Annotated in this window: 20 protein-coding genes; 9 read left to right on the top strand and 11 right to left on the bottom strand. The window is 30.7% G+C overall.

The window, feature by feature from the left end; translation table 11 throughout:
- The first annotated feature begins 56 nt into the window (after nt 1-56).
- The 7 genes from M9Q43_RS06915 (at nt 57) to M9Q43_RS06885 (ending at nt 6,273) form a co-directional block, all read left to right on the top strand.
- Nucleotides 57-836: a tetratricopeptide repeat protein gene (locus M9Q43_RS06915; protein ID WP_262318218.1), complete on the top strand. Its 780-nt coding sequence runs from the start codon at nt 57-59 to the stop codon at nt 834-836.
- Between the two features lie 2 nt (nt 837-838).
- Nucleotides 839-1,324, top strand: coding sequence for a 6,7-dimethyl-8-ribityllumazine synthase (ribH, locus tag M9Q43_RS06910; RefSeq protein ID WP_262318217.1), 486 nt, complete (start codon nt 839-841; stop codon nt 1,322-1,324).
- A 118-nt stretch (nt 1,325-1,442) separates the two neighbouring features.
- A complete protein-coding gene (locus tag M9Q43_RS06905) occupies nt 1,443-1,733 on the top strand; it encodes a hypothetical protein (RefSeq protein WP_262318216.1) in 291 nt (96 codons plus the stop codon).
- Nucleotides 1,733-3,589 carry a DNA mismatch repair endonuclease MutL gene (mutL, locus tag M9Q43_RS06900; RefSeq protein WP_262318215.1) on the top strand — a complete coding sequence of 619 codons (1,857 nt, stop codon included), beginning with the start codon at nt 1,733-1,735 and terminating at the stop codon, nt 3,587-3,589. Before M9Q43_RS06905 ends, mutL begins: the two co-directional genes overlap by 1 nt.
- Nucleotides 3,589-4,332 (top strand): rhomboid family intramembrane serine protease, encoded by a 744-nt coding sequence (locus tag M9Q43_RS06895; RefSeq protein ID WP_262318282.1) that lies wholly within the window; start codon nt 3,589-3,591, stop codon nt 4,330-4,332. The genes mutL and M9Q43_RS06895 overlap by 1 nt, the downstream gene beginning before the upstream one ends.
- 39 nt (nt 4,333-4,371) lie before the next feature.
- Nucleotides 4,372-5,229 carry a rhomboid family intramembrane serine protease gene (locus M9Q43_RS06890; protein WP_262318214.1) on the top strand — a complete coding sequence of 286 codons (858 nt, stop codon included), beginning with the start codon at nt 4,372-4,374 and terminating at the stop codon, nt 5,227-5,229.
- Nucleotides 5,230-6,273, top strand: coding sequence for an endonuclease/exonuclease/phosphatase family protein (locus M9Q43_RS06885; RefSeq protein WP_262318213.1), 1,044 nt, complete (start codon nt 5,230-5,232; stop codon nt 6,271-6,273).
- A gap of 152 nt (nt 6,274-6,425) precedes the next feature.
- On the opposite strand, the gene M9Q43_RS06880 is transcribed toward M9Q43_RS06885, so the two are convergent.
- The 11 genes from M9Q43_RS06880 to M9Q43_RS06830 form a co-directional block, all read right to left on the bottom strand.
- Entirely contained in the window at nt 6,426-7,547 is a 1,122-nt protein-coding gene (locus M9Q43_RS06880; RefSeq protein ID WP_262318212.1) for an ABC transporter permease, read from the bottom strand.
- A gap of 54 nt (nt 7,548-7,601) precedes the next feature.
- Nucleotides 7,602-8,708 (bottom strand): ABC transporter permease, encoded by a 1,107-nt coding sequence (locus M9Q43_RS06875; protein WP_262318211.1) that lies wholly within the window; start codon nt 8,706-8,708, stop codon nt 7,602-7,604.
- 45 nt (nt 8,709-8,753) lie between these two features.
- Entirely contained in the window at nt 8,754-9,488 is a 735-nt protein-coding gene (locus tag M9Q43_RS06870; protein WP_262318210.1) for an ABC transporter ATP-binding protein, read from the bottom strand.
- An 8-nt stretch (nt 9,489-9,496) separates the two neighbouring features.
- Nucleotides 9,497-10,393, bottom strand: coding sequence for an ABC transporter ATP-binding protein (locus M9Q43_RS06865; RefSeq protein WP_262318209.1), 897 nt, complete (start codon nt 10,391-10,393; stop codon nt 9,497-9,499).
- Complete coding sequence (locus M9Q43_RS06860) at nt 10,393-10,680, bottom strand: cupin domain-containing protein (protein WP_166237501.1); 288 nt, start codon at nt 10,678-10,680, stop codon at nt 10,393-10,395. Before M9Q43_RS06860 ends, M9Q43_RS06865 begins: the two co-directional genes overlap by 1 nt.
- Nucleotides 10,677-11,117: a hypothetical protein gene (locus M9Q43_RS06855; RefSeq protein ID WP_262318208.1), complete on the bottom strand. Its 441-nt coding sequence runs from the start codon at nt 11,115-11,117 to the stop codon at nt 10,677-10,679. The genes M9Q43_RS06860 and M9Q43_RS06855 overlap by 4 nt, the downstream gene beginning before the upstream one ends.
- 13 nt (nt 11,118-11,130) lie before the next feature.
- Entirely contained in the window at nt 11,131-11,532 is a 402-nt protein-coding gene (locus M9Q43_RS06850) for a hypothetical protein (RefSeq protein WP_187658586.1), read from the bottom strand.
- A gap of 3 nt (nt 11,533-11,535) precedes the next feature.
- Nucleotides 11,536-12,012, bottom strand: a complete 477-nt coding sequence (locus M9Q43_RS06845; RefSeq protein ID WP_262318207.1) for a c-type cytochrome — start codon at nt 12,010-12,012, stop codon at nt 11,536-11,538.
- Nucleotides 12,013-12,096: 84 nt separating this feature from the next.
- A complete protein-coding gene (locus tag M9Q43_RS06840; protein ID WP_262318206.1) occupies nt 12,097-12,975 on the bottom strand; it encodes an HlyD family secretion protein in 879 nt (292 codons plus the stop codon).
- Between the two features lie 25 nt (nt 12,976-13,000).
- Nucleotides 13,001-14,251 (bottom strand): TolC family protein, encoded by a 1,251-nt coding sequence (locus M9Q43_RS06835; RefSeq protein ID WP_262318205.1) that lies wholly within the window; start codon nt 14,249-14,251, stop codon nt 13,001-13,003.
- A 3-nt stretch (nt 14,252-14,254) separates the two neighbouring features.
- Complete coding sequence (locus M9Q43_RS06830) at nt 14,255-14,866, bottom strand: TetR/AcrR family transcriptional regulator (RefSeq protein WP_231843189.1); 612 nt, start codon at nt 14,864-14,866, stop codon at nt 14,255-14,257.
- A 197-nt stretch (nt 14,867-15,063) separates the two neighbouring features.
- Here M9Q43_RS06830 and nirK point away from each other — a divergent pair, with 197 nt between their 5' ends.
- Together nirK and M9Q43_RS06820 are read left to right on the top strand one after the other, a co-directional pair.
- Nucleotides 15,064-16,533, top strand: a complete 1,470-nt coding sequence (nirK, locus tag M9Q43_RS06825) for a copper-containing nitrite reductase (protein WP_262318204.1) — start codon at nt 15,064-15,066, stop codon at nt 16,531-16,533.
- A gap of 15 nt (nt 16,534-16,548) precedes the next feature.
- A complete protein-coding gene (locus M9Q43_RS06820) occupies nt 16,549-17,334 on the top strand; it encodes a formylglycine-generating enzyme family protein (RefSeq protein ID WP_262318203.1) in 786 nt (261 codons plus the stop codon).
- The last annotated feature ends 20 nt before the right edge of the window (nt 17,335-17,354 follow it).

Raw genomic sequence — 17,354 nt, 5'->3', positions numbered from 1 at the left:
ATGGTTTTTAATTTTAATAAAAATTATATTTTTGCACCTCATTAAATTTAATATAAATGGCAACATATAACAAAAGAGGATACAAAGCTCCAAAACCAGAAGAAGCTAAAGTTGAAAACGAATTAGAAGAAGTAATTGATACTACAGATAGTACAACCGCTGAAGTTTTCAATACATTAGATGAAACAGCATCTAAAACGGAAGACTGGGTTGCTAAAAATCAAAAAATGATTTTAGGAATCGTTGGTGCAATTGCAATTGCTACTATCGGTTACGTTTTGTATAATAAATATGTTGTTGAAGAAAAAGAAGCGAAAGCAAACAATGAAATTTTTCAAGCACAACAATATTTTCAACAAGCAGTAGATGCTACAGCGAAACCAGATTCTTTATATAACTTAGCGTTAAAAGGTGGTGAAGGGAAATTAGGTTTTGTTGGAATTGCTGAACAATATGCTGGTACATCTGCAGGAAATTTAGCAAATTACTATGCAGGTATGGCTTACTTGAACTTAGGAGATTTTAAAAATGCTATTACCTATTTAGAAAATTTCAAATCCGATGATGCTATTTTAAAACCATTAGCTTTAGGAGCAATTGGTGATGCTTTTTCTGAAACAAATAAAGTTGACGATGCAATTTCGTATTACAAAAAAGCAGCTGAAGCTTCTGAAAATGATTTTACAACTCCAAGATATTTGTTAAAAGCGGCTCAGTTAAATTTAGCTGCAGGTAAAAAAGCAGAAGCACATAAATTATTTGTAGAAATTAAAGAAAAATACGAAACTTCGAAAGAAGGAATGAATATTGATGCTTTCATTGCAATGACAGAATAAGAATGGCAACAGAAAACAAAAATTTATCCAATTACGATAAAAACACAATCCCAAACGCGAAAGATTTTCGGTTTGGGATTGTTGTTTCAGAATGGAACGAGCAAGTTACAGAAGGGTTGTATAATGGTGCTTTTACAGCCTTAACAGATTGCGGTGCTTTACCGGAAAATATCACACGATGGAATGTTCCAGGAAGTTTTGAACTGATTTTTGGAGCACGTCAAATGCACGAAAAACTGGAGTTAGATGCAGTAATTGTGATAGGATGTGTTATCAAAGGTGAAACGATGCATTTTGAATTCGTTTGCGAAGGTGTAACACAAGGTATGAAAGATTTAAACCTTTTGTATGATGTACCAACTATTTTTTGTGTGTTAACAGATAATAACATGCAACAATCACTTGACAGAAGTGGTGGAAAGCATGGTAACAAAGGTGTTGAGGCAGCAATTGCAGCAATAAAAATGGTAGATTTGAATAATAAATAGTTCTAAATTCAAATAGAAATAATAAAAATCCCGTTTTTTTAAGCGGGATTTTTTGTTAACAAAAAATTACAGATTTACACGACAAAAATCAGTAAATTTGAAAATTAAAGTGATTACCATGAGAAAGAGTTTATTCAAATTGCAAAAAAATAAGCAGTTCAACTATACACCAAGACATTATCAAGGAAAAACCGTTGATAATCCATTTGATTTTGATTCGGCAATTCGTCGTGATAGAGAAACGGTTAGTTACAATGATTTTAGAGCGCATTGGAAAGATGCTAGAGATGAAAGTAGAAATAGAAAAAACAGATCATTTAATACTAGAGTAATTGTAATCGCATTAATTTTAGTATTGATTTTTTTCTTTATCATCGATTTTGATTTTTCCATTTTTAGAAGAAAATAATGGCTGCAAGTATAATTCAACTTTTACCCGATCATGTTGCCAATCAGATTGCTGCTGGAGAAGTAGTTCAACGACCTGCTTCTGTAGTAAAAGAGTTGTTGGAAAATGCCGTTGATGCTAAAGCTACCGATATCAAATTAATAGTTAAGGAAGCAGGTAAAACCTTAGTTCAAGTTATCGATAACGGTTTAGGTATGAATACAACTGATGCACGTTTGTGTTTCGAGCGTCATGCTACTTCTAAAATTCGTCAAGCGGAAGATTTATTTGATTTACATACCAAAGGTTTTCGTGGTGAAGCATTGGCTTCTATTGCCGCAATTGCGCATGTAGAAATGAAAACCAAACAAGATCAGGAAGAATTAGGAACTCATATCGTAATTGAAGGCAGTAAATTAGTAACTCAAGAAGTGGCTGTTTTACCAAAAGGAACTTCGTTTGCTGTAAAAAACCTCTTTTTTAATATTCCTGCACGAAGAAATTTCTTGAAATCGGAAACGGTAGAATTTCGTCATGTGATGGATGAATTTCAGCGTGTAGCGATGGCACATCCGTCGATTTCATTTACGTTGATTCATAACGGAAGTGAGTTGTATAATTTACCAAGTTCAAATTATCGTCAAAGAATAGTAAATATTTTTGGTGGAAAAACCAATGAAAAATTAGTACCCGTTTCAGAAGAAACAGAATTAATCAATATCACAGGATTTGTAGGAAAACCAGAATTCGCTAAGAAGAGTAGAGGCGAACAGTTTTTCTTTGTAAACGATAGATACATCAAAAGTGCCTATTTGCATCATGCTATTATGAATGCGTATGAAGGTTTGCTCAAAGAAGGCAATCAACCAAGTTATTTCTTGTATTTGCAAGTGCCACCTCATACCATTGATATCAATATTCATCCTACTAAAACCGAAATCAAGTTCGACGATGAACATTCGTTATATGCTATTTTGCGTTCGGCTGTAAAACATAGTTTAGGTCAGTTTAATGTGGCGCCAGTTTTAGATTTTGAACGTGATTCCAATTTAGATACACCATATCAATACAAAGATAAAGAAGCCGATTTTCCTACGATTCAGGTGGATTCTAGTTTTAATCCGTTTGCCAATGATAAACCTGCAGCGAAATCGCTTTCTTCTTTTGGAAGTTATAAGAGAGAACAGTCAACAGCAAGTTGGGAAAGTTTGTATGTTGGATTAAAGCAGGACACACAAGAATTAGAACAGTTTTCATTTGAAAGCGAAGAAGTAACTGGAAAATTATTTGATGATGAGGTTGAGGAAACAAAATCTTCTTCAACGTATCAAATTCATAAAAAATATATCGTAAGTGCTATAAAATCAGGTATGCTAGTAATTGATCAAGGTAGAGCGCACCAACGTGTGTTATACGAACAATTTCTGACAAACATTACGGTTCAAAAAGCATCGAGTCAACAATTGTTGTTTCCTTTGGAATTGTATTTTTCTTCGGAAGAAATGGTTTTGCTAAATGAATTACAATCATCTTTAGAAAATACAGGATTTGTTTTTGATGCTTTCAATTGCGATTCAGTTCAGATTTCGGGATTGCCAATTGGAATGGCTGAAAGCGAAGTTTCGATTGTTCTAGAAGAATTAATTAGTAATTTACAAAACGAAATTCCGGAAAGTAGCTTTTCACAAAGCGATAGCATTGCCAAATCGATGGCAAAAAGTATGGCGGTAAAAACAGGGACGTATTTAACGGTTAAAGAGCAAGAGAATTTGGTAAATTCGTTATTTGCTTGTAAAGATCCGAATGTTTCTCCTTTTCAAAAACCCACATTTATTACCTTAACGGTAGAAGATTTAGATAAAAGATTTGCTCTATGATGAATAATATGACCGACACCGTAAAACAGTTATTAATTATTAACGTTTTATTTTTTATAGGAAGTTATTTTGTGCCACAAGCCAATGAATTATTATCGCTACATTATTTTGAAAGCGATGGTTTTAAATTTTGGCAACCCATTACGCACATGTTCATGCACGGAAGTTTGATGCATATTTTCTTTAATATGTTTGCTTTGGTTTCGTTTGGAAGTGCCTTAGAACATTTTTGGGGAGCAAAAAAGTTTTTATTCTTTTATCTTTCTTGTGGAATTGGAGCAGCTTTGATTCATTCTGGAGTAAATTATTATCATTTTCATGATGGATTAAATGTTTTGCTATCTCATAATGTTGATAAAGGACAAATTATTGAACTTCTAAATCAAGGAAAATATGACACAACTTGGTTAGAATTTATTTCTCAAAGTGAGTTAGAAAAAATGTATTCGTCTTATCTAACACCAGCTGTTGGAGCTTCTGGAGCTATTTATGGCTTATTAGTTGCTTTTGCTTTTATGTTTCCAAATGCGGAGTTGATGATGATGTTTATTCCTGTACCAGTTAAAGCAAAATACTTTGTTCCTGTAATAGTATTGCTAGATTTGTTTTCTGGAGTAACAGGAATTAGTCTTTTTGGTGGAAATATTGCTCATTTTGCTCACGTTGGTGGTGCTTTAATTGGATTTATTATGATGTGGTATTGGAAGAAAAATCAGTTCAATCAAAACCGTTGGGATAGATAGTTTTTAGAAGATAGAATAAAGAGAAAAGAACAAAGAAAGATGAACATTTTAGACGATTTAAAACTACAATACAAAACAGGAGGTATGGTTCAAAAGTTAATCTTTTGGAACATTGGTTTCTTCTTGTTTTCGTTGGTGTTTTTTTATAGTTTTTCTGCTGGGAAATTCCAAATTCCAACATGGATAGCTTTGTCTTCTGATTTAGGTATGTTGATTAGAACACCTTGGACATTAATTACGTTTAACTTTTTTCATGGCGGATTTTTACATTTGATTTTTAATCTGATGGTGCTTCATTTTTCTGGGAGATTATTTAGTACTTATTTTACAGATAAGCAATTATTTGGCGTGTATGTTTTAGGTGGAATTTTCTCAGGAATTACATTCGTTCTTTCCTACATTTTTATTGGAAAAGCGGGTCTGTTAGTTGGTGCGAGTGGTGCTATTATGGCTATTTTAATTGCTACAGCTACTTATGCACCTTTTATGTTGTTACGTATTCCATTGATAGGAATTGTGAAGCTTTGGCACGTGGCTTTTGTGATTTTGTTAGTTGATTTAATTCAAATGCCGTTAGATAACACTGGTGGACATTTAGCACATCTTGGTGGCGCTTTATTCGGATTTATCTACATAAAATTATTGCAATCTGGAACCGATTTAACCAAGCCGTTTTCAATGTTTTTAAATGCTATTGCGAATTTGTTTCAACCTAAAAAGAAAACACCTTTTAAGAAAGTACATCGTAATACAATGAAAAATGTTGTAAATTCGTCAGAATCAAAGAAAGATTTTACTCAAAAACAAATAGATGATATTTTAGATAAAATCAGCAAATCGGGCTATGATAGTTTAACAAAAGAAGAAAAAGAGTTTCTTTTTAAAGCAGGAAAGTAAATGAGAAAGCAATCATGGTTGAGTAGAATAATGTTTTTTTTAAATGTAGTGCTAACTATAGTAACATTTATTGCCTACTCGTTACCGTTTTTGGCACCTAAAGCATTTCCGTTTTTAAGTGTTTTTTCTTTAGGATTACCTTTTTTACTATTCCTTAATTTTTTCTTTTTCGTATATTGGTTACTCCAGCTGAAGCGATATATGTTACTTTCGGGATTGGTTTTGTTGCTAGGAATAACTTTTATCAATAGATTTTATAAATTTTCGGAAACTAATTTGCCTAAAGAAACTACCGATTTTACTTTAATGAGTTATAACGTTCGTTTGTTTAATTTGTACGAATGGTTGCCTAAAGACGATGTGCCTCAACAAATTTCAAAATTAATACAAGACAAAAAACCTGATATTTTGTGTTTGCAAGAGTTTTCTCCAAATGAATTGGTTTCAAAATCGATTAATTTCAAATACAATTACACAAAGTTATATGGAGGAAAAAACAAATATGGTCAGGCTATATATTCCAATTACAAAATAATTGATAAAGGCGAAATTGAATTTCCAAATTCGAGTAATAATGTAATTTTTGCTGATATTGTTAAAGAAAAAGATACGATTAGAATCTACAGCATGCATTTGCAATCGATAAAAATTAGTACTGATATTCATGAAAATATTGACGAGCAAAAATCTAAATTTATTTTTAAACGTTTGAGTGAGGCATTCACTATTCAACAACAACAAGCAGAGTTAATAAAATCGCACTATGAAACGTGTAAATATGCTAAAATTATATGTGGCGATTTGAATAATAGTGCTTTTTCATATGTGTATAGAACTATTAAAGGTGATATGAAAGATGCATTTGAAGAAGCTGGTGTAGGTTTTGGGAAATCGTATAATTACAAATATTATCCAGCTCGAATAGATTATATTTTTGTTGAAGATCAAATTAAAGTAAAACAATTTAAATCAGTTGATACTTTTTTTCAAAGCGACCATTTTCCTCAAATTACAAGACTTAGTTTAGTTTTGGAAAATAAATAAAAACCCTGTAAATTAATGTTTTACAGGGTTTTTTGTGGAGCAGAGTGGAGGTAAATCGAACTTTTTTGAACAAGATTTAAGACAATTATATTTGATATTATTAAATTTTTAATAACTACTTTAATTAAAAAAAGAATTAATTTGCACTGGTCTCAATTCGTTTTCTTGTAGCTCCAGACAGCTAAACCATTAATTAATATTGCAAAAATTAAAATTACTGCTAAATTAGGCAGTACTTCTTTAAGGCCAGCACCTTTTAATAAAACCATTCGTATAAACTCAACGAAGTAACGAATAGGATTTAACAATGTTAAGCTTTGCGCCCATTTTGGCATACTTTCGATAGGTGTAAATAAACCACTCATTAATATGAAAATTACTATAAAGAACCAAGCAATAAACATAGCTTGTTGTTGGGTTTCGGTATGATTAGATATGTATAGTCCGAATCCTAAAATTAATAGCAAATACACTGATGTGAAACCATAAACAAGGAAAATATTGCCTAGCATGGGAACATTAAAAACAACTTTAGCTATAAGCAAACCAACAGTCAGAATCACTAAGCCAAGTACCCAAAATGGAAATAATTTTCCAATAATAAACTGATATTTTTTTATTGGTGTTACATTAATTTGCTCCAATGTACCTAACTCTTTTTCTCTAACTATATTCATTGATGACAGAAATAAAGTAAGCATGGTAACCAATAAAACCAAGATACCTGGAACCATAAAGGTTTTGTAGTTTAAGGTTTTGTTGTACCAAAAAGACGGTATAACTATAATATTTTGAGGTATTTCTTTGTTTCCTGAAAAATAGTTCGACTGCATTTGAATGTTTTGATTGTATGTATTTATAATTTGTGTTACATATACATTTTCAACACCCGCAGTTGCTGCGTCTATAGCATTAATACTAACTAAAATACTTGTTTTTTGGTCTTTTTGCAGATCACGATTGAAGTGAATTGGAATATTTACAATAATGTCTGTTTTCCCTTTTTGCATTTCTTCGACAGCTTCTTTTTCAGAAAAATAAGGTGCGGTAACTTTAAAATAAGTTGAGGCTTTAAAAGCATTTATTAAATCTCTTGATTCCCGACTTTGGTCATTGTCAACAAAGGTTATTGCAATATTTTTAACATCGAATGTAGCTGCATTTGACAAAATTAATAATTGCAAAATGGGTAATATAAATATAAGTTGAAGCATGCTTTTATCTCTAAAAATTTGCTTGAATTCTTTTTGTATGATGAATAATATTGTTTTCATAATTTATTTTTATATCCCAGTGATTGTTTTTAAACCTTTACAGTAATACTATTCTTATTCTAGTCTAATTTTATATTTTTTGATGCTCAATGTTATAAAAAACACAGTCATCCCTATTAATATAATGGTTTCTTTCCATATATATTGAATTCCGACACCTTTGAGCATAATGGCTTTTACAATAATAATGAACCATTTAGCAGGTATGATGTTACTGATTACTTGCATGGGTAAAGGCATACTATTTATAGGAAATATAAATCCTGATAGAATAATTACTGGTAGCATCAAACCCATTAATGATAACATCATTGCGGTTTGTTGAGAATTAGAAACGGTAGAAATTAATATCCCCAATGAAAGAGCAGAAATGATAAATAATATACTTTCAAAAGCTAACAAAAAGATACTTCCATTTATAGGCATTTTGAACACAAAATAGCCTAATGTTAATATTACGATTGCATTGATAATGGAAAGAAAAATATAAGGAAATACTTTTCCAATAATTACTTGAAATGGTTTTAATGGAGAAACTAAAAGAATTTCCATAGTGCCTAATTCTTTTTCTCGTGTGATAGAAATAGAGGTCATCATAGCTGAAACAAGCATTAGAATAACGGTCATTACACCTGGAACAAAATTAAAAACACTTTTGAGTTCAGGATTATAAAACATTCTCGATTGTACTTCAACCTTTACCTGATTACTATTGGATTGTTTTTTTTGCGCTTGATAATTTTGTATAATTGCTGAGGTATAATTTGCTATTGTGTTGGCAACATTAGGTTCGGTTGCATCGGTAATTGCTTGAACTACTGCTACTTTTTTGGTTTCTAGATTTTTACTAAAATTTGGTTCGAAAATAAGAACTGCCTTGATTTTTCCTTTTTTAAATTCTGATTCTATGTCGCTTTCTTTTTCAATTTGGTTTTCAACATTAAAATAAGGTGATGCTTTTATTTTATAGATAATTTTTTGTGTTTCTATATCATTTGATTGGTCTAAAATGGTAATGTCAACATTGTTAATTTCATTTGTTATGGCAAAACCAAACAATAAAATTTGGGCAATCGGCATACCAAACAGAATAAACAAAGAACGTTTATCTCTGAAAATATGGTAGAATTCTTTTTTTACAAATCCGATAAATCTTTTCATTTGTTTTTTGTTTCTAGTTTAAGTTTCAAGTGTTGTAGTGATTTATTATTCTATATTCCTTGCTAATTTTAAAAAAACATCATTCATAGAATCTACTTTGAATTGTTGTTTTAAATTTTTTGGGGTGTCTAAAGCTTCAATAGAGCCGTCAACCATAATAGAAACACGGTCACAATATTCTGCTTCATCCATGTAATGTGTGGTTACAAAAATGGTAGTACCTTTATAAGCTTGTGTATAAATCATTTCCCAAAATTGTCTTCGGGTTATTGGGTCAACGCCTCCTGTTGGCTCATCGAGAAAAACAATTTTTGGCTCGTGCAGTAATGCAACTGAAAACGACAATTTTTGTTTCCAACCCAATGGTAACGAACCTACTAAATTATTGGCTACTTCTTGAAGTTCTAATTCTTCTATTAATTGTGCGATTTTTTGTCTGATTTGTATTCTTGATAATCCATAAATTCCACCAAAAAAAGTAATGTTTTCTTTAATAGTTAAATCATCATACATTGAGAATTTTTGGCTCATATAACCAATACTTTTTTTTACCATATCGGCTTGTGAGTGAACATCAAAACCTGCAACATTGGCTTCACCTGAAGTAGGATTTGAAATTCCAATCAACATTTTCATAGCTGTTGTTTTCCCTGCTCCATTGGCTCCTAAAAAACCAAAAATTTCTCCTTTATAAACATCAAATGAAATGCCTTTTACAGCAGTAAAATGGCCAAACTCTTTCGTTAAATTTTTTACAGATATTATTTTTTCTCTTTCCATTTTTTTGTTTATAAGTCCATGAAAACATCTTCAATGGTTATTGTAGCAGGTTTAATAATTATATCCGTATGATTTTTATTTTTCAAATAGGTTTGTAAATCGTTTGGATTGAAAGTTGCATTTTTATCTATGTAATGTACAAACTCACCAAAAGCATAAACACTGTATTGATTAGGATAATTTTTTAAATCGTGAATCAATCCGTGTGTGTTTTTTGCTTGTACATCATAAATTACTTTTTCGTAGTTGTTAATGATATTTTGAGGTGTATCTATTTTTAAAATTTTGCCTTTTTGAATTAATGCAATTCTATCACAAAGAGAAGCTTCATCCATATAAGGTGTTGAAACTAATATTGTAATGCCTTTTTGTTGCAATCTTTTTAGCATTATCCAAAATTCTTTTCGAGAAACGGGATCAACTCCTGTAGTTGGTTCGTCAAGAAATAATACTTTTGGAGCATGAATTAACGCACAACATAATGCTAATTTTTGTTTCATTCCGCCCGAAAGAGCACCTGCTCTTCTGTTTTTGAATGGTTCAATTTGAATGTATATGTCTTTAATTAAATCATAATTTTCCTCAATTGTGGTTCCGAAAATAGTGGCAAAAAAATGTAAGTTTTCTTCAACAGTTAAATCTTGATATAGCGAGAATTTTCCTGGCATATAGCCAACAGAGTTTCTGATTTCTTTGAGTTGTTTGACTACATCATATCCAGCGACTTCTGCACTTCCTTCATTAGCAACTAAAAGCGTAGTTAGTATTCTGAAAATAGTTGTTTTCCCTGCACCATCAGGTCCAATTAAACCAAATAATTCTCCGTCATTTACCTTAAAAGTAATGCTATCGACAGCTTTTAACTTTTTGTAAGATTTTGATATGTTGTTTACTGCAATACTCATTATTTCATCAATAAGAAATTACTTTCATCGATTGCTTTTACAGCGTGTTTTACATTTTCTTCAATCATTACATAAGTGCCTGAATTGAGATTAACGACTGTTCCTTTATCATCAGTAAAAACAGCATTTCCTGAAATGCAAACCAACAATGCTGGTATTTTTGAAATGTGCTCTTTAAGTGTTTCTCCTTTTGCTATTTGCAATGAAATTACTTTAGCGTCTTTTGGTTCAAATAATAATTGTGTTTGAACTGGTTTATTTTCGGTATGTAAGTTTTTTAAAATCATTTGAAATATTGATTAAATGTTAGGAACGAATTTTGAATTTCTGTAAACTGATTTGCTGATTTTTCTTTAGAAAACAAATCGACTAATTCTATATAAGGAACTAACCATTTGTGAAGTTCGTCATGAGCTTGTCCTTTCATGGTACAATTTGATGTTAGTATATCAATATTTGTTTTTAATTTATCAGCTAATAATGAATAATTAGTGCCTTTTTCTTGGTCAAAATGGACTACATCTTTTTCCATATTACGAATGTGTAGCATCATATTATCATCTACCTTCCATTTTTCACCATTGTTTAATTGAATTGTTTCGCTTTCAGAATGTTGGTGTTCTTCAGTTTTAATTTTAGTAGCTTTTTCTTCTTTCGATTTCGTATTACAAGAGAAAAGAAGTAAACTAAATGTAGCTAAAAGGGCAATTTTTATTTTTAACATGTTCTATAATTTTTTAATTAATATTAATTTGGTTTTTCTTATTGATAGTGAAATAAGCAAATGCAACAAAGATTATGGTTACAACAATTCTAAAAATCATTGCACCAATTGTTTTGGTTTCATGCACTCCGTCTGTGTAGATATAAATAATAAAGCAAATAAATGCATTTATAAGAATTAGTGCCGAAATTCCTAAAATAGTTGATGTCCAATTTTTGTTTTTAACAAAGCCATAACTTGCTACTAAATAGATTATGCTACTGATGAAATTTGCCCAAACTATGAACAAAACATAATTTCCTTCTTTGGCTCTAATTCCAAATAAGTCAAAAATTACTGAAGCACTCAAAAACAAGGTAAGTAAACCAAATGCAGCTAACAGAAATGCTATGCCATATGATATTAAATTTTTCATTGTTTATTTATTTCTACCATTTCCTATCCCTTGTCCATTTTCATGGTTTTGTTGAAAATGATCTTCAAACCATTCTGGAGTTTCAATTTCATTATCATAAATGTAAGATGCAATTTTTGTTAGATCATCTTCTTTAAAATCTTGTTTTGGCATAGCATTAAACTTATCAACAGCTCCAATCATCAAAGCATTTTCTGTTTTCGGATCAATAGCATAAGCAACAATAGCTTTTACAAAATCTTCTTTAGAATCATACTCTTTCATATATCTACGTTTTACAGCTACCATTGGAGGAGCAATAATTTCATCATGAGATTTTGTTGTAACACTATGACAAGCGTAACATTTTTGCTGAAATAATTCAAATGCTTTATTATCAGTAGTTAAATTGCTTTCGTTTATTGGAATTGATGACGTTTTGTTATTACAACTTGAAATAAAAAAAGATGTAATTACGATTATTATAATATTTGCTTTCATATTTTTTGTATTTAATTTTTAAAATTATGTGTTTTAAAAAAATTATTTGTTAATGATATAAACATAAAACTAACTATTAAGTTGTTATTTTATCCACATTTCTGCTGGCATTCCGATTTTTAGTCTGCCATCATTTTTTACTTTTACCTTTACGGCATAAACGAGATTTACTCGTTCTTCTTTTGTTTGAATAATTTTAGGAGTAAACTCTGCCGAAGATGCAATCCATGAAATGTTTCCTTGATATGATTTCATATCTTTTTCAGCATCAATTTTTACCGATACATTTTGTCCAACTTTTATTTTTGACAACTGTGTTTCGCTTACATAGATTCGCAAAGTCATTTCAGAAATATCAGCTATCTTGTATAGTGGTTTTCCAAATGCTGTTATTTCGCCTGGTTCAGCATACTTAGTCAAAACAGTTCCATTAATAGGATTAATAATTTTACTTTTTGCTATTTGGTCATTGATTTTAGCAATTTGTACATCTATCGATTTTAAGTCATTTAAAATAGGTGCGTTTTGAGTTCCGACACTTTTAATTTGCTCTTCGATAACTTTTACCTTTCCTTCAATTTCATCTACTTGTCGTTTAGTTGCAGCATTTTCAGCATACATATTACGGATTCTGTTTTTCTCTAAATTGGCTGTTTTTAATTGTTCATGTAAGACGCTTTTTTGCGATATTACATTTGCGGATTTTGACGATACGGTGCTTTTAGAGGCAATTAATTGTTGTTTCGCAAAATGTAATTGTAATGTATCAACTAATCCTACTTGTAATTGAGATTTTAATTCATCTCCTTCTTCGACTTTTAAAAACTCTATTTTACCGTTAGCTTCTGAAGAAATAGTTATTTCAGTTGCTTCGAAATTCCCATAACCGTCAGCTTTGTCGTTATTTTTGTTACAAGAAATTAACCCTATCGTTGCTAAAATTATTATGCTTATTTTTTTCATTTTTTTAAATTTTTCGGGTACTATTTTATTTTCCTTTAATTATTTCGTAATTTGATTTAGCTGCTGCTAATTGAACTTCATGCGTTTTCAAAATATTTTTTGCTTCAAATAAATTGGTTAATTCTATAAGATATTCAGACGATGTTATCACACCATTTTTTAATTGAGCATCTGAGGATTTAATAACTTTTTCACGTATTTGAATTATTTCGGTATCAGAAAGCAGCAGTTGTTCTAATTTTTTAATTTCAAAATCTTGCTCTTCTAATTGTATTTTGTTATTTAATTCAAATGTTTCTTTCTCAGATGTCACTATTTCTTTAGATATATCCAATGCTTTTTTATCTGTTTTGGTTTTGCCCCAATCAAAAATATTCCAATTCGCTTTTAGGCCAACAACATAAAATGTTTGAAAAGAATTGTCTAACATGTTTAATCCGGGATTACCATAACCCGCTTGACCAAAAGCATTTATTTTTGGAAGATTTGATTTAGATAGAACATTTTTTGAGAACTCTAATTGCTGATTTTGTAAATCATAAAAAGCAATTTCAGGTCTTGTTAAATTAGTGCTATTTGGATATGATACTGGTTGTATTAAAGTTGTTTCGGTATCAATATCAGAAAAAGTTAATTCAGAAAGATTATTTAATAATTTGATGTTTTCGAATTTAATTTCTATTAATTGCTGGTCTATTTTAATAATTTCTGCTTCTAAAACCAGTTCTGATGACGGAAGAATTGCTCCAAATTTGACTCCCGATTTCACTTCCTTAACTTTGGAAATTAATAACTCTTTTTTTGAAGATAGTAGTTCTTTTTTTTCTTGAAGTAACAAAATAGAAAAGAAATATTGACTGATTCGAGTTTTTATTTGGTATAAACTAACTTCTATTAGTTGTTGTTGTGTTTTGGTTTGTGCCTCTTTTAATTTTGCATTTGCATCAATTATTCCACCATTGTACACTAATTGATTTACATCTAAAGTTGCTCTATATTGATCTTTATTTAAAGATTGAACCCCTGGAAGTGAAGTAGGTAATCCAATCACATCAGATTGATAAGTTGCTTGTGCGTTTACATCGATTTTTGGTAATTTTCCTTTGCTTAATGCGTCAATTTCATAACTTGATTTCTGTTCTAATAAACCTGTTTGTTTTGATAAAGGATAATTTTTTGTAGCTAATGAGTAACAATCTTCCAAGGTTAAAGTCTGTTGTGCATTTGCATATATTGATATAAACAATACTATCAGTATGATTAACTTAGTTTTCATAATTTATATTTTTATTGAATTAATGATAAACTCAGCCACTTCCGTTTTTCTATTTTCTAGTATTTTATTGTAGCTTTCTTTATCCACATTAACAAGCGCCATCAATAGCGGTTCTCCGATAAAAGGAAAAATATTTAAAGAGATAATATTGATAAATAACTGTTCGGCTTCGATTGGTTTAATAATTCCTTGATTTATAGCATCACTTACTTGAAGTTTAAATTTTTCAATGGAAGGAAAATTTTTTTCAGAGCGAAGCTTTTGAACAAATTCAGGGTTTTTATTTAATTCTTGTATTACAAAATTTGGCAAATAGGGATGTTTGATTACAAACGAGACATAATTTTCAGTAAATTTTCTTATTTTTTCAAATAAATCGCTATCATCATTTAGCACTTTATTTAATTGTGGTGCTAAAAGCGAAAAAGCACTTTTGAAAACGGCTTCAAATAATAATTGTTTGCTTCTATAATAATAATGCAATAATGCTTTATTAATTTTTGCTTTATCTGCTATTTCTTGCATTCTTGCACCTGCCATTCCTTTTTGCTGAAATATTTCTTTTGCAGCTATTAATATTTCAGTTTCTGTATTTTCAGTTTTAATTTTATCCATATTGTTTAATTATATAGTTTAACCATTTGGTTAACAAATGTAATTATTTTTTTTTAGAATAATCTTTTTTAATTTTTTTTTAACTTTTTATCAAACATGATTTTTGTCATATTAAAGGATGTTTTTGTCTTTTAAATTTGTTTCATAAAACAGTAATAAAAAACTGTTTATAACCAAAAAAAACTAAAACTTTTATCATGAGTAATCTTATTAAAAAATCTATTGTTGTATTTGTAGCTTGTATCACAAGTATTGCATGTAAACAGAACAACGACAAAAATTCTAACTATGCTGATATTTCAGTTGGTGATGAAATGATTGCAGAATTAACAGCTCCTCCATTTGTACCCAAGCCAGTTGGAGATCGTTCTGCAAAAAAATTAATAGTAAACATGGAAATTAAAGAAATCGAAGGTGAAATGGCTGACGGTGTAAAATATGTTTACTGGACTTTTGGAGGCAGCGTACCAGGAAGTTTCATTAGAACAAGGGTGGGTGACGAAGTAGAATTTACATTAAAAAATCACCCAGACAACAAACTGCCTCACAACATCGATTTACATGCGGTTACAGGACCTGGCGGAGGAGCTGCTTCTTCATTAGTAGCACCAGGTCATGAAAAAACTTTTAATTTCAAATGTATCAATCCAGGATTATATGTGTACCACTGTGCTACAGCTCCTGTGGGAATGCATATTGCAAACGGGATGTATGGTTTAATTTTGGTAGAACCTGAAGGAGGTCTACCTCCTGTAGATAAAGAATACTATGTAATGCAAGGAGATTTTTATACTACTGGGAAATATGGAGAGCCAGGTTTGCAACCTTTTGACATGACAAAAGCCGTGGAAGAACATCCTGACTATGTTGTGTTTAATGGTAAAGTTGGTGCTTTAACAGGTGATAAAGCTTTAACAGCAAAGGTAGGTGAAACTGTTAGAATTTATATGGGTAATGGTGGTCCAAATTTAGTTTCATCGTTCCATGTTATTGGGGAAATTTTTGACAAAGTTCACATCGAAGGAGGTGATATGATTAATAAAAACGTTCAAACAACTCTAATTCCGGCTGGAGGTTCAGCTATTGTAGAATTCAAAGTAGATGTTCCAGGAACTTTCATTTTAGTAGATCACTCTATTTTCAGGGCATTTAATAAAGGAGCCTTAGGAATGTTAAAAGTTGAAGGTGCCGAAAATTCTAAAATTTATTCAGGAACAACTCAAGAGGGAATTTATCATCCAGAAGGAGGGACTATTCAAAATATGCCAAAATCCGGAAACGGAAAAGATGTTGTGATGAATAAAACACTTGCACAACAAATAACTGATGGCAAAAATATTTATTCAAGAACTTGTTTTGCTTGTCACCAATCAGAAGGTCAAGGTATCCCTTCTGCGTTCCCTCCTTTAGCTAAATCTGATTTCTTAAATGCTGATCCAAATAGAGCAATAAATGCAGTACTTCATGGATTAAGTGGTGAAATTACAGTTAATGGAAAAAAATTCAATTCAGTAATGACAAGTCAAAATTTAACAGACCAAGAAATTTCAGATGTTTTAACTTATGTATACAGCAGTTGGGGAAATAACAAAACGAAAGTTACTCCAGAAATGGTTAAGACACAGAGAGCAAAACCAGCTCCGAAGTCTAATAATGACATACATTAATACAAAAATTATATAATGGAAGCTCAATTTATTAAACGATTTCACTACTGCCTAATTTTATTATTTTGGGTTTCCATTTCTTTTTCTCAGGTATCCGAAGATATGGTAACCATAGGAGCAGGGAGTTATGTTCCTTTATATGGAACTGCAGATAAAAAACCAGTCTACATCAAATCCTTTTTGTTAGATGTATATCCGGTTACAAATCAAGAATATTTAGAATTCTTAAAAACCAATTCGGCTTACCGAAAATCAAAAATCAAACGTCTTTTTGCCAATACTACTTATTTATATGAATGGAGTGGAGATTTGAGTTTTGGGAATTTAAATTCAAATGCACCAGTTACAAATGTTTCTTGGTTTGCAGCAAAAGAATATTGTGAGTGTCAAGGTAAAAGACTACCAACATTAGATGAATGGGAATATGTCGCCATGGCTGACGAAAAAAGAAAAGATGCCAGAACTAGAGAAGAGTTCAATAAGTATATTTTGAGTTGGTACGAAAAAAATAAAACGTATAATAATTCAGTAGGAAAAACATTCAAAAATTATTGGGGTGTTTACGATATGCATGGTTTAGTTTGGGAATGGACTTTCGATTTTAACAGCATCTTTTTATCAGGAGAATCCAGAAAAGATAAAGATACCGATAAAGATTTGTTCTGCGGAAGCGGTTCTGTTAATGCCACCGATTTAATGAATTATGCCGCTTTTATGCGTTATGCTTTTAGAGGCAGTATAAAAGCGAATTATACTACAAAAAATTTAGGCTTCAGATGTGCTAAAAACATCTCTAATTGAGTTTTCTATTAAAAAAATAA

It is taken from the genome of Flavobacterium odoriferum, from assembly GCF_025499515.1.
GTDB lineage: Bacteria > Bacteroidota > Bacteroidia > Flavobacteriales > Flavobacteriaceae > Flavobacterium > Flavobacterium odoriferum.
The sequence above is the reverse complement of the archived record's forward strand: the minus strand, read 5'-3'. Positions and strand labels throughout refer to the sequence as shown.

Bases quoted from the DNA above. Each gene is read 5' to 3' on its own strand.
- M9Q43_RS06915 (WP_262318218.1), top strand. From the start codon at position 57: ATGGCAACATATAACAAAAGAGGATACAAAGCTCCAAAACCAGAAGAA.
- ribH (WP_262318217.1), top strand. From the start codon at position 839: ATGGCAACAGAAAACAAAAATTTATCCAATTACGATAAAAACACAATC.
- M9Q43_RS06905 (WP_262318216.1), top strand. From the start codon at position 1,443: ATGAGAAAGAGTTTATTCAAATTGCAAAAAAATAAGCAGTTCAACTAT.
- mutL (WP_262318215.1), top strand. From the start codon at position 1,733: ATGGCTGCAAGTATAATTCAACTTTTACCCGATCATGTTGCCAATCAG.
- M9Q43_RS06895 (WP_262318282.1), top strand. From the start codon at position 3,589: ATGAATAATATGACCGACACCGTAAAACAGTTATTAATTATTAACGTT.
- M9Q43_RS06890 (WP_262318214.1), top strand. From the start codon at position 4,372: ATGAACATTTTAGACGATTTAAAACTACAATACAAAACAGGAGGTATG.
- M9Q43_RS06885 (WP_262318213.1), top strand. From the start codon at position 5,230: ATGAGAAAGCAATCATGGTTGAGTAGAATAATGTTTTTTTTAAATGTA.
- M9Q43_RS06880 (WP_262318212.1), bottom strand. From the start codon at position 7,547: ATGAAAACAATATTATTCATCATACAAAAAGAATTCAAGCAAATTTTT.
- M9Q43_RS06875 (WP_262318211.1), bottom strand. From the start codon at position 8,708: ATGAAAAGATTTATCGGATTTGTAAAAAAAGAATTCTACCATATTTTC.
- M9Q43_RS06870 (WP_262318210.1), bottom strand. From the start codon at position 9,488: ATGGAAAGAGAAAAAATAATATCTGTAAAAAATTTAACGAAAGAGTTT.
- M9Q43_RS06865 (WP_262318209.1), bottom strand. From the start codon at position 10,393: ATGAGTATTGCAGTAAACAACATATCAAAATCTTACAAAAAGTTAAAA.
- M9Q43_RS06860 (WP_166237501.1), bottom strand. From the start codon at position 10,680: ATGATTTTAAAAAACTTACATACCGAAAATAAACCAGTTCAAACACAA.
- M9Q43_RS06855 (WP_262318208.1), bottom strand. From the start codon at position 11,117: ATGTTAAAAATAAAAATTGCCCTTTTAGCTACATTTAGTTTACTTCTT.
- M9Q43_RS06850 (WP_187658586.1), bottom strand. From the start codon at position 11,532: ATGAAAAATTTAATATCATATGGCATAGCATTTCTGTTAGCTGCATTT.
- M9Q43_RS06845 (WP_262318207.1), bottom strand. From the start codon at position 12,012: ATGAAAGCAAATATTATAATAATCGTAATTACATCTTTTTTTATTTCA.
- M9Q43_RS06840 (WP_262318206.1), bottom strand. From the start codon at position 12,975: ATGAAAAAAATAAGCATAATAATTTTAGCAACGATAGGGTTAATTTCT.
- M9Q43_RS06835 (WP_262318205.1), bottom strand. From the start codon at position 14,251: ATGAAAACTAAGTTAATCATACTGATAGTATTGTTTATATCAATATAT.
- M9Q43_RS06830 (WP_231843189.1), bottom strand. From the start codon at position 14,866: ATGGATAAAATTAAAACTGAAAATACAGAAACTGAAATATTAATAGCT.
- nirK (WP_262318204.1), top strand. From the start codon at position 15,064: ATGAGTAATCTTATTAAAAAATCTATTGTTGTATTTGTAGCTTGTATC.
- M9Q43_RS06820 (WP_262318203.1), top strand. From the start codon at position 16,549: ATGGAAGCTCAATTTATTAAACGATTTCACTACTGCCTAATTTTATTA.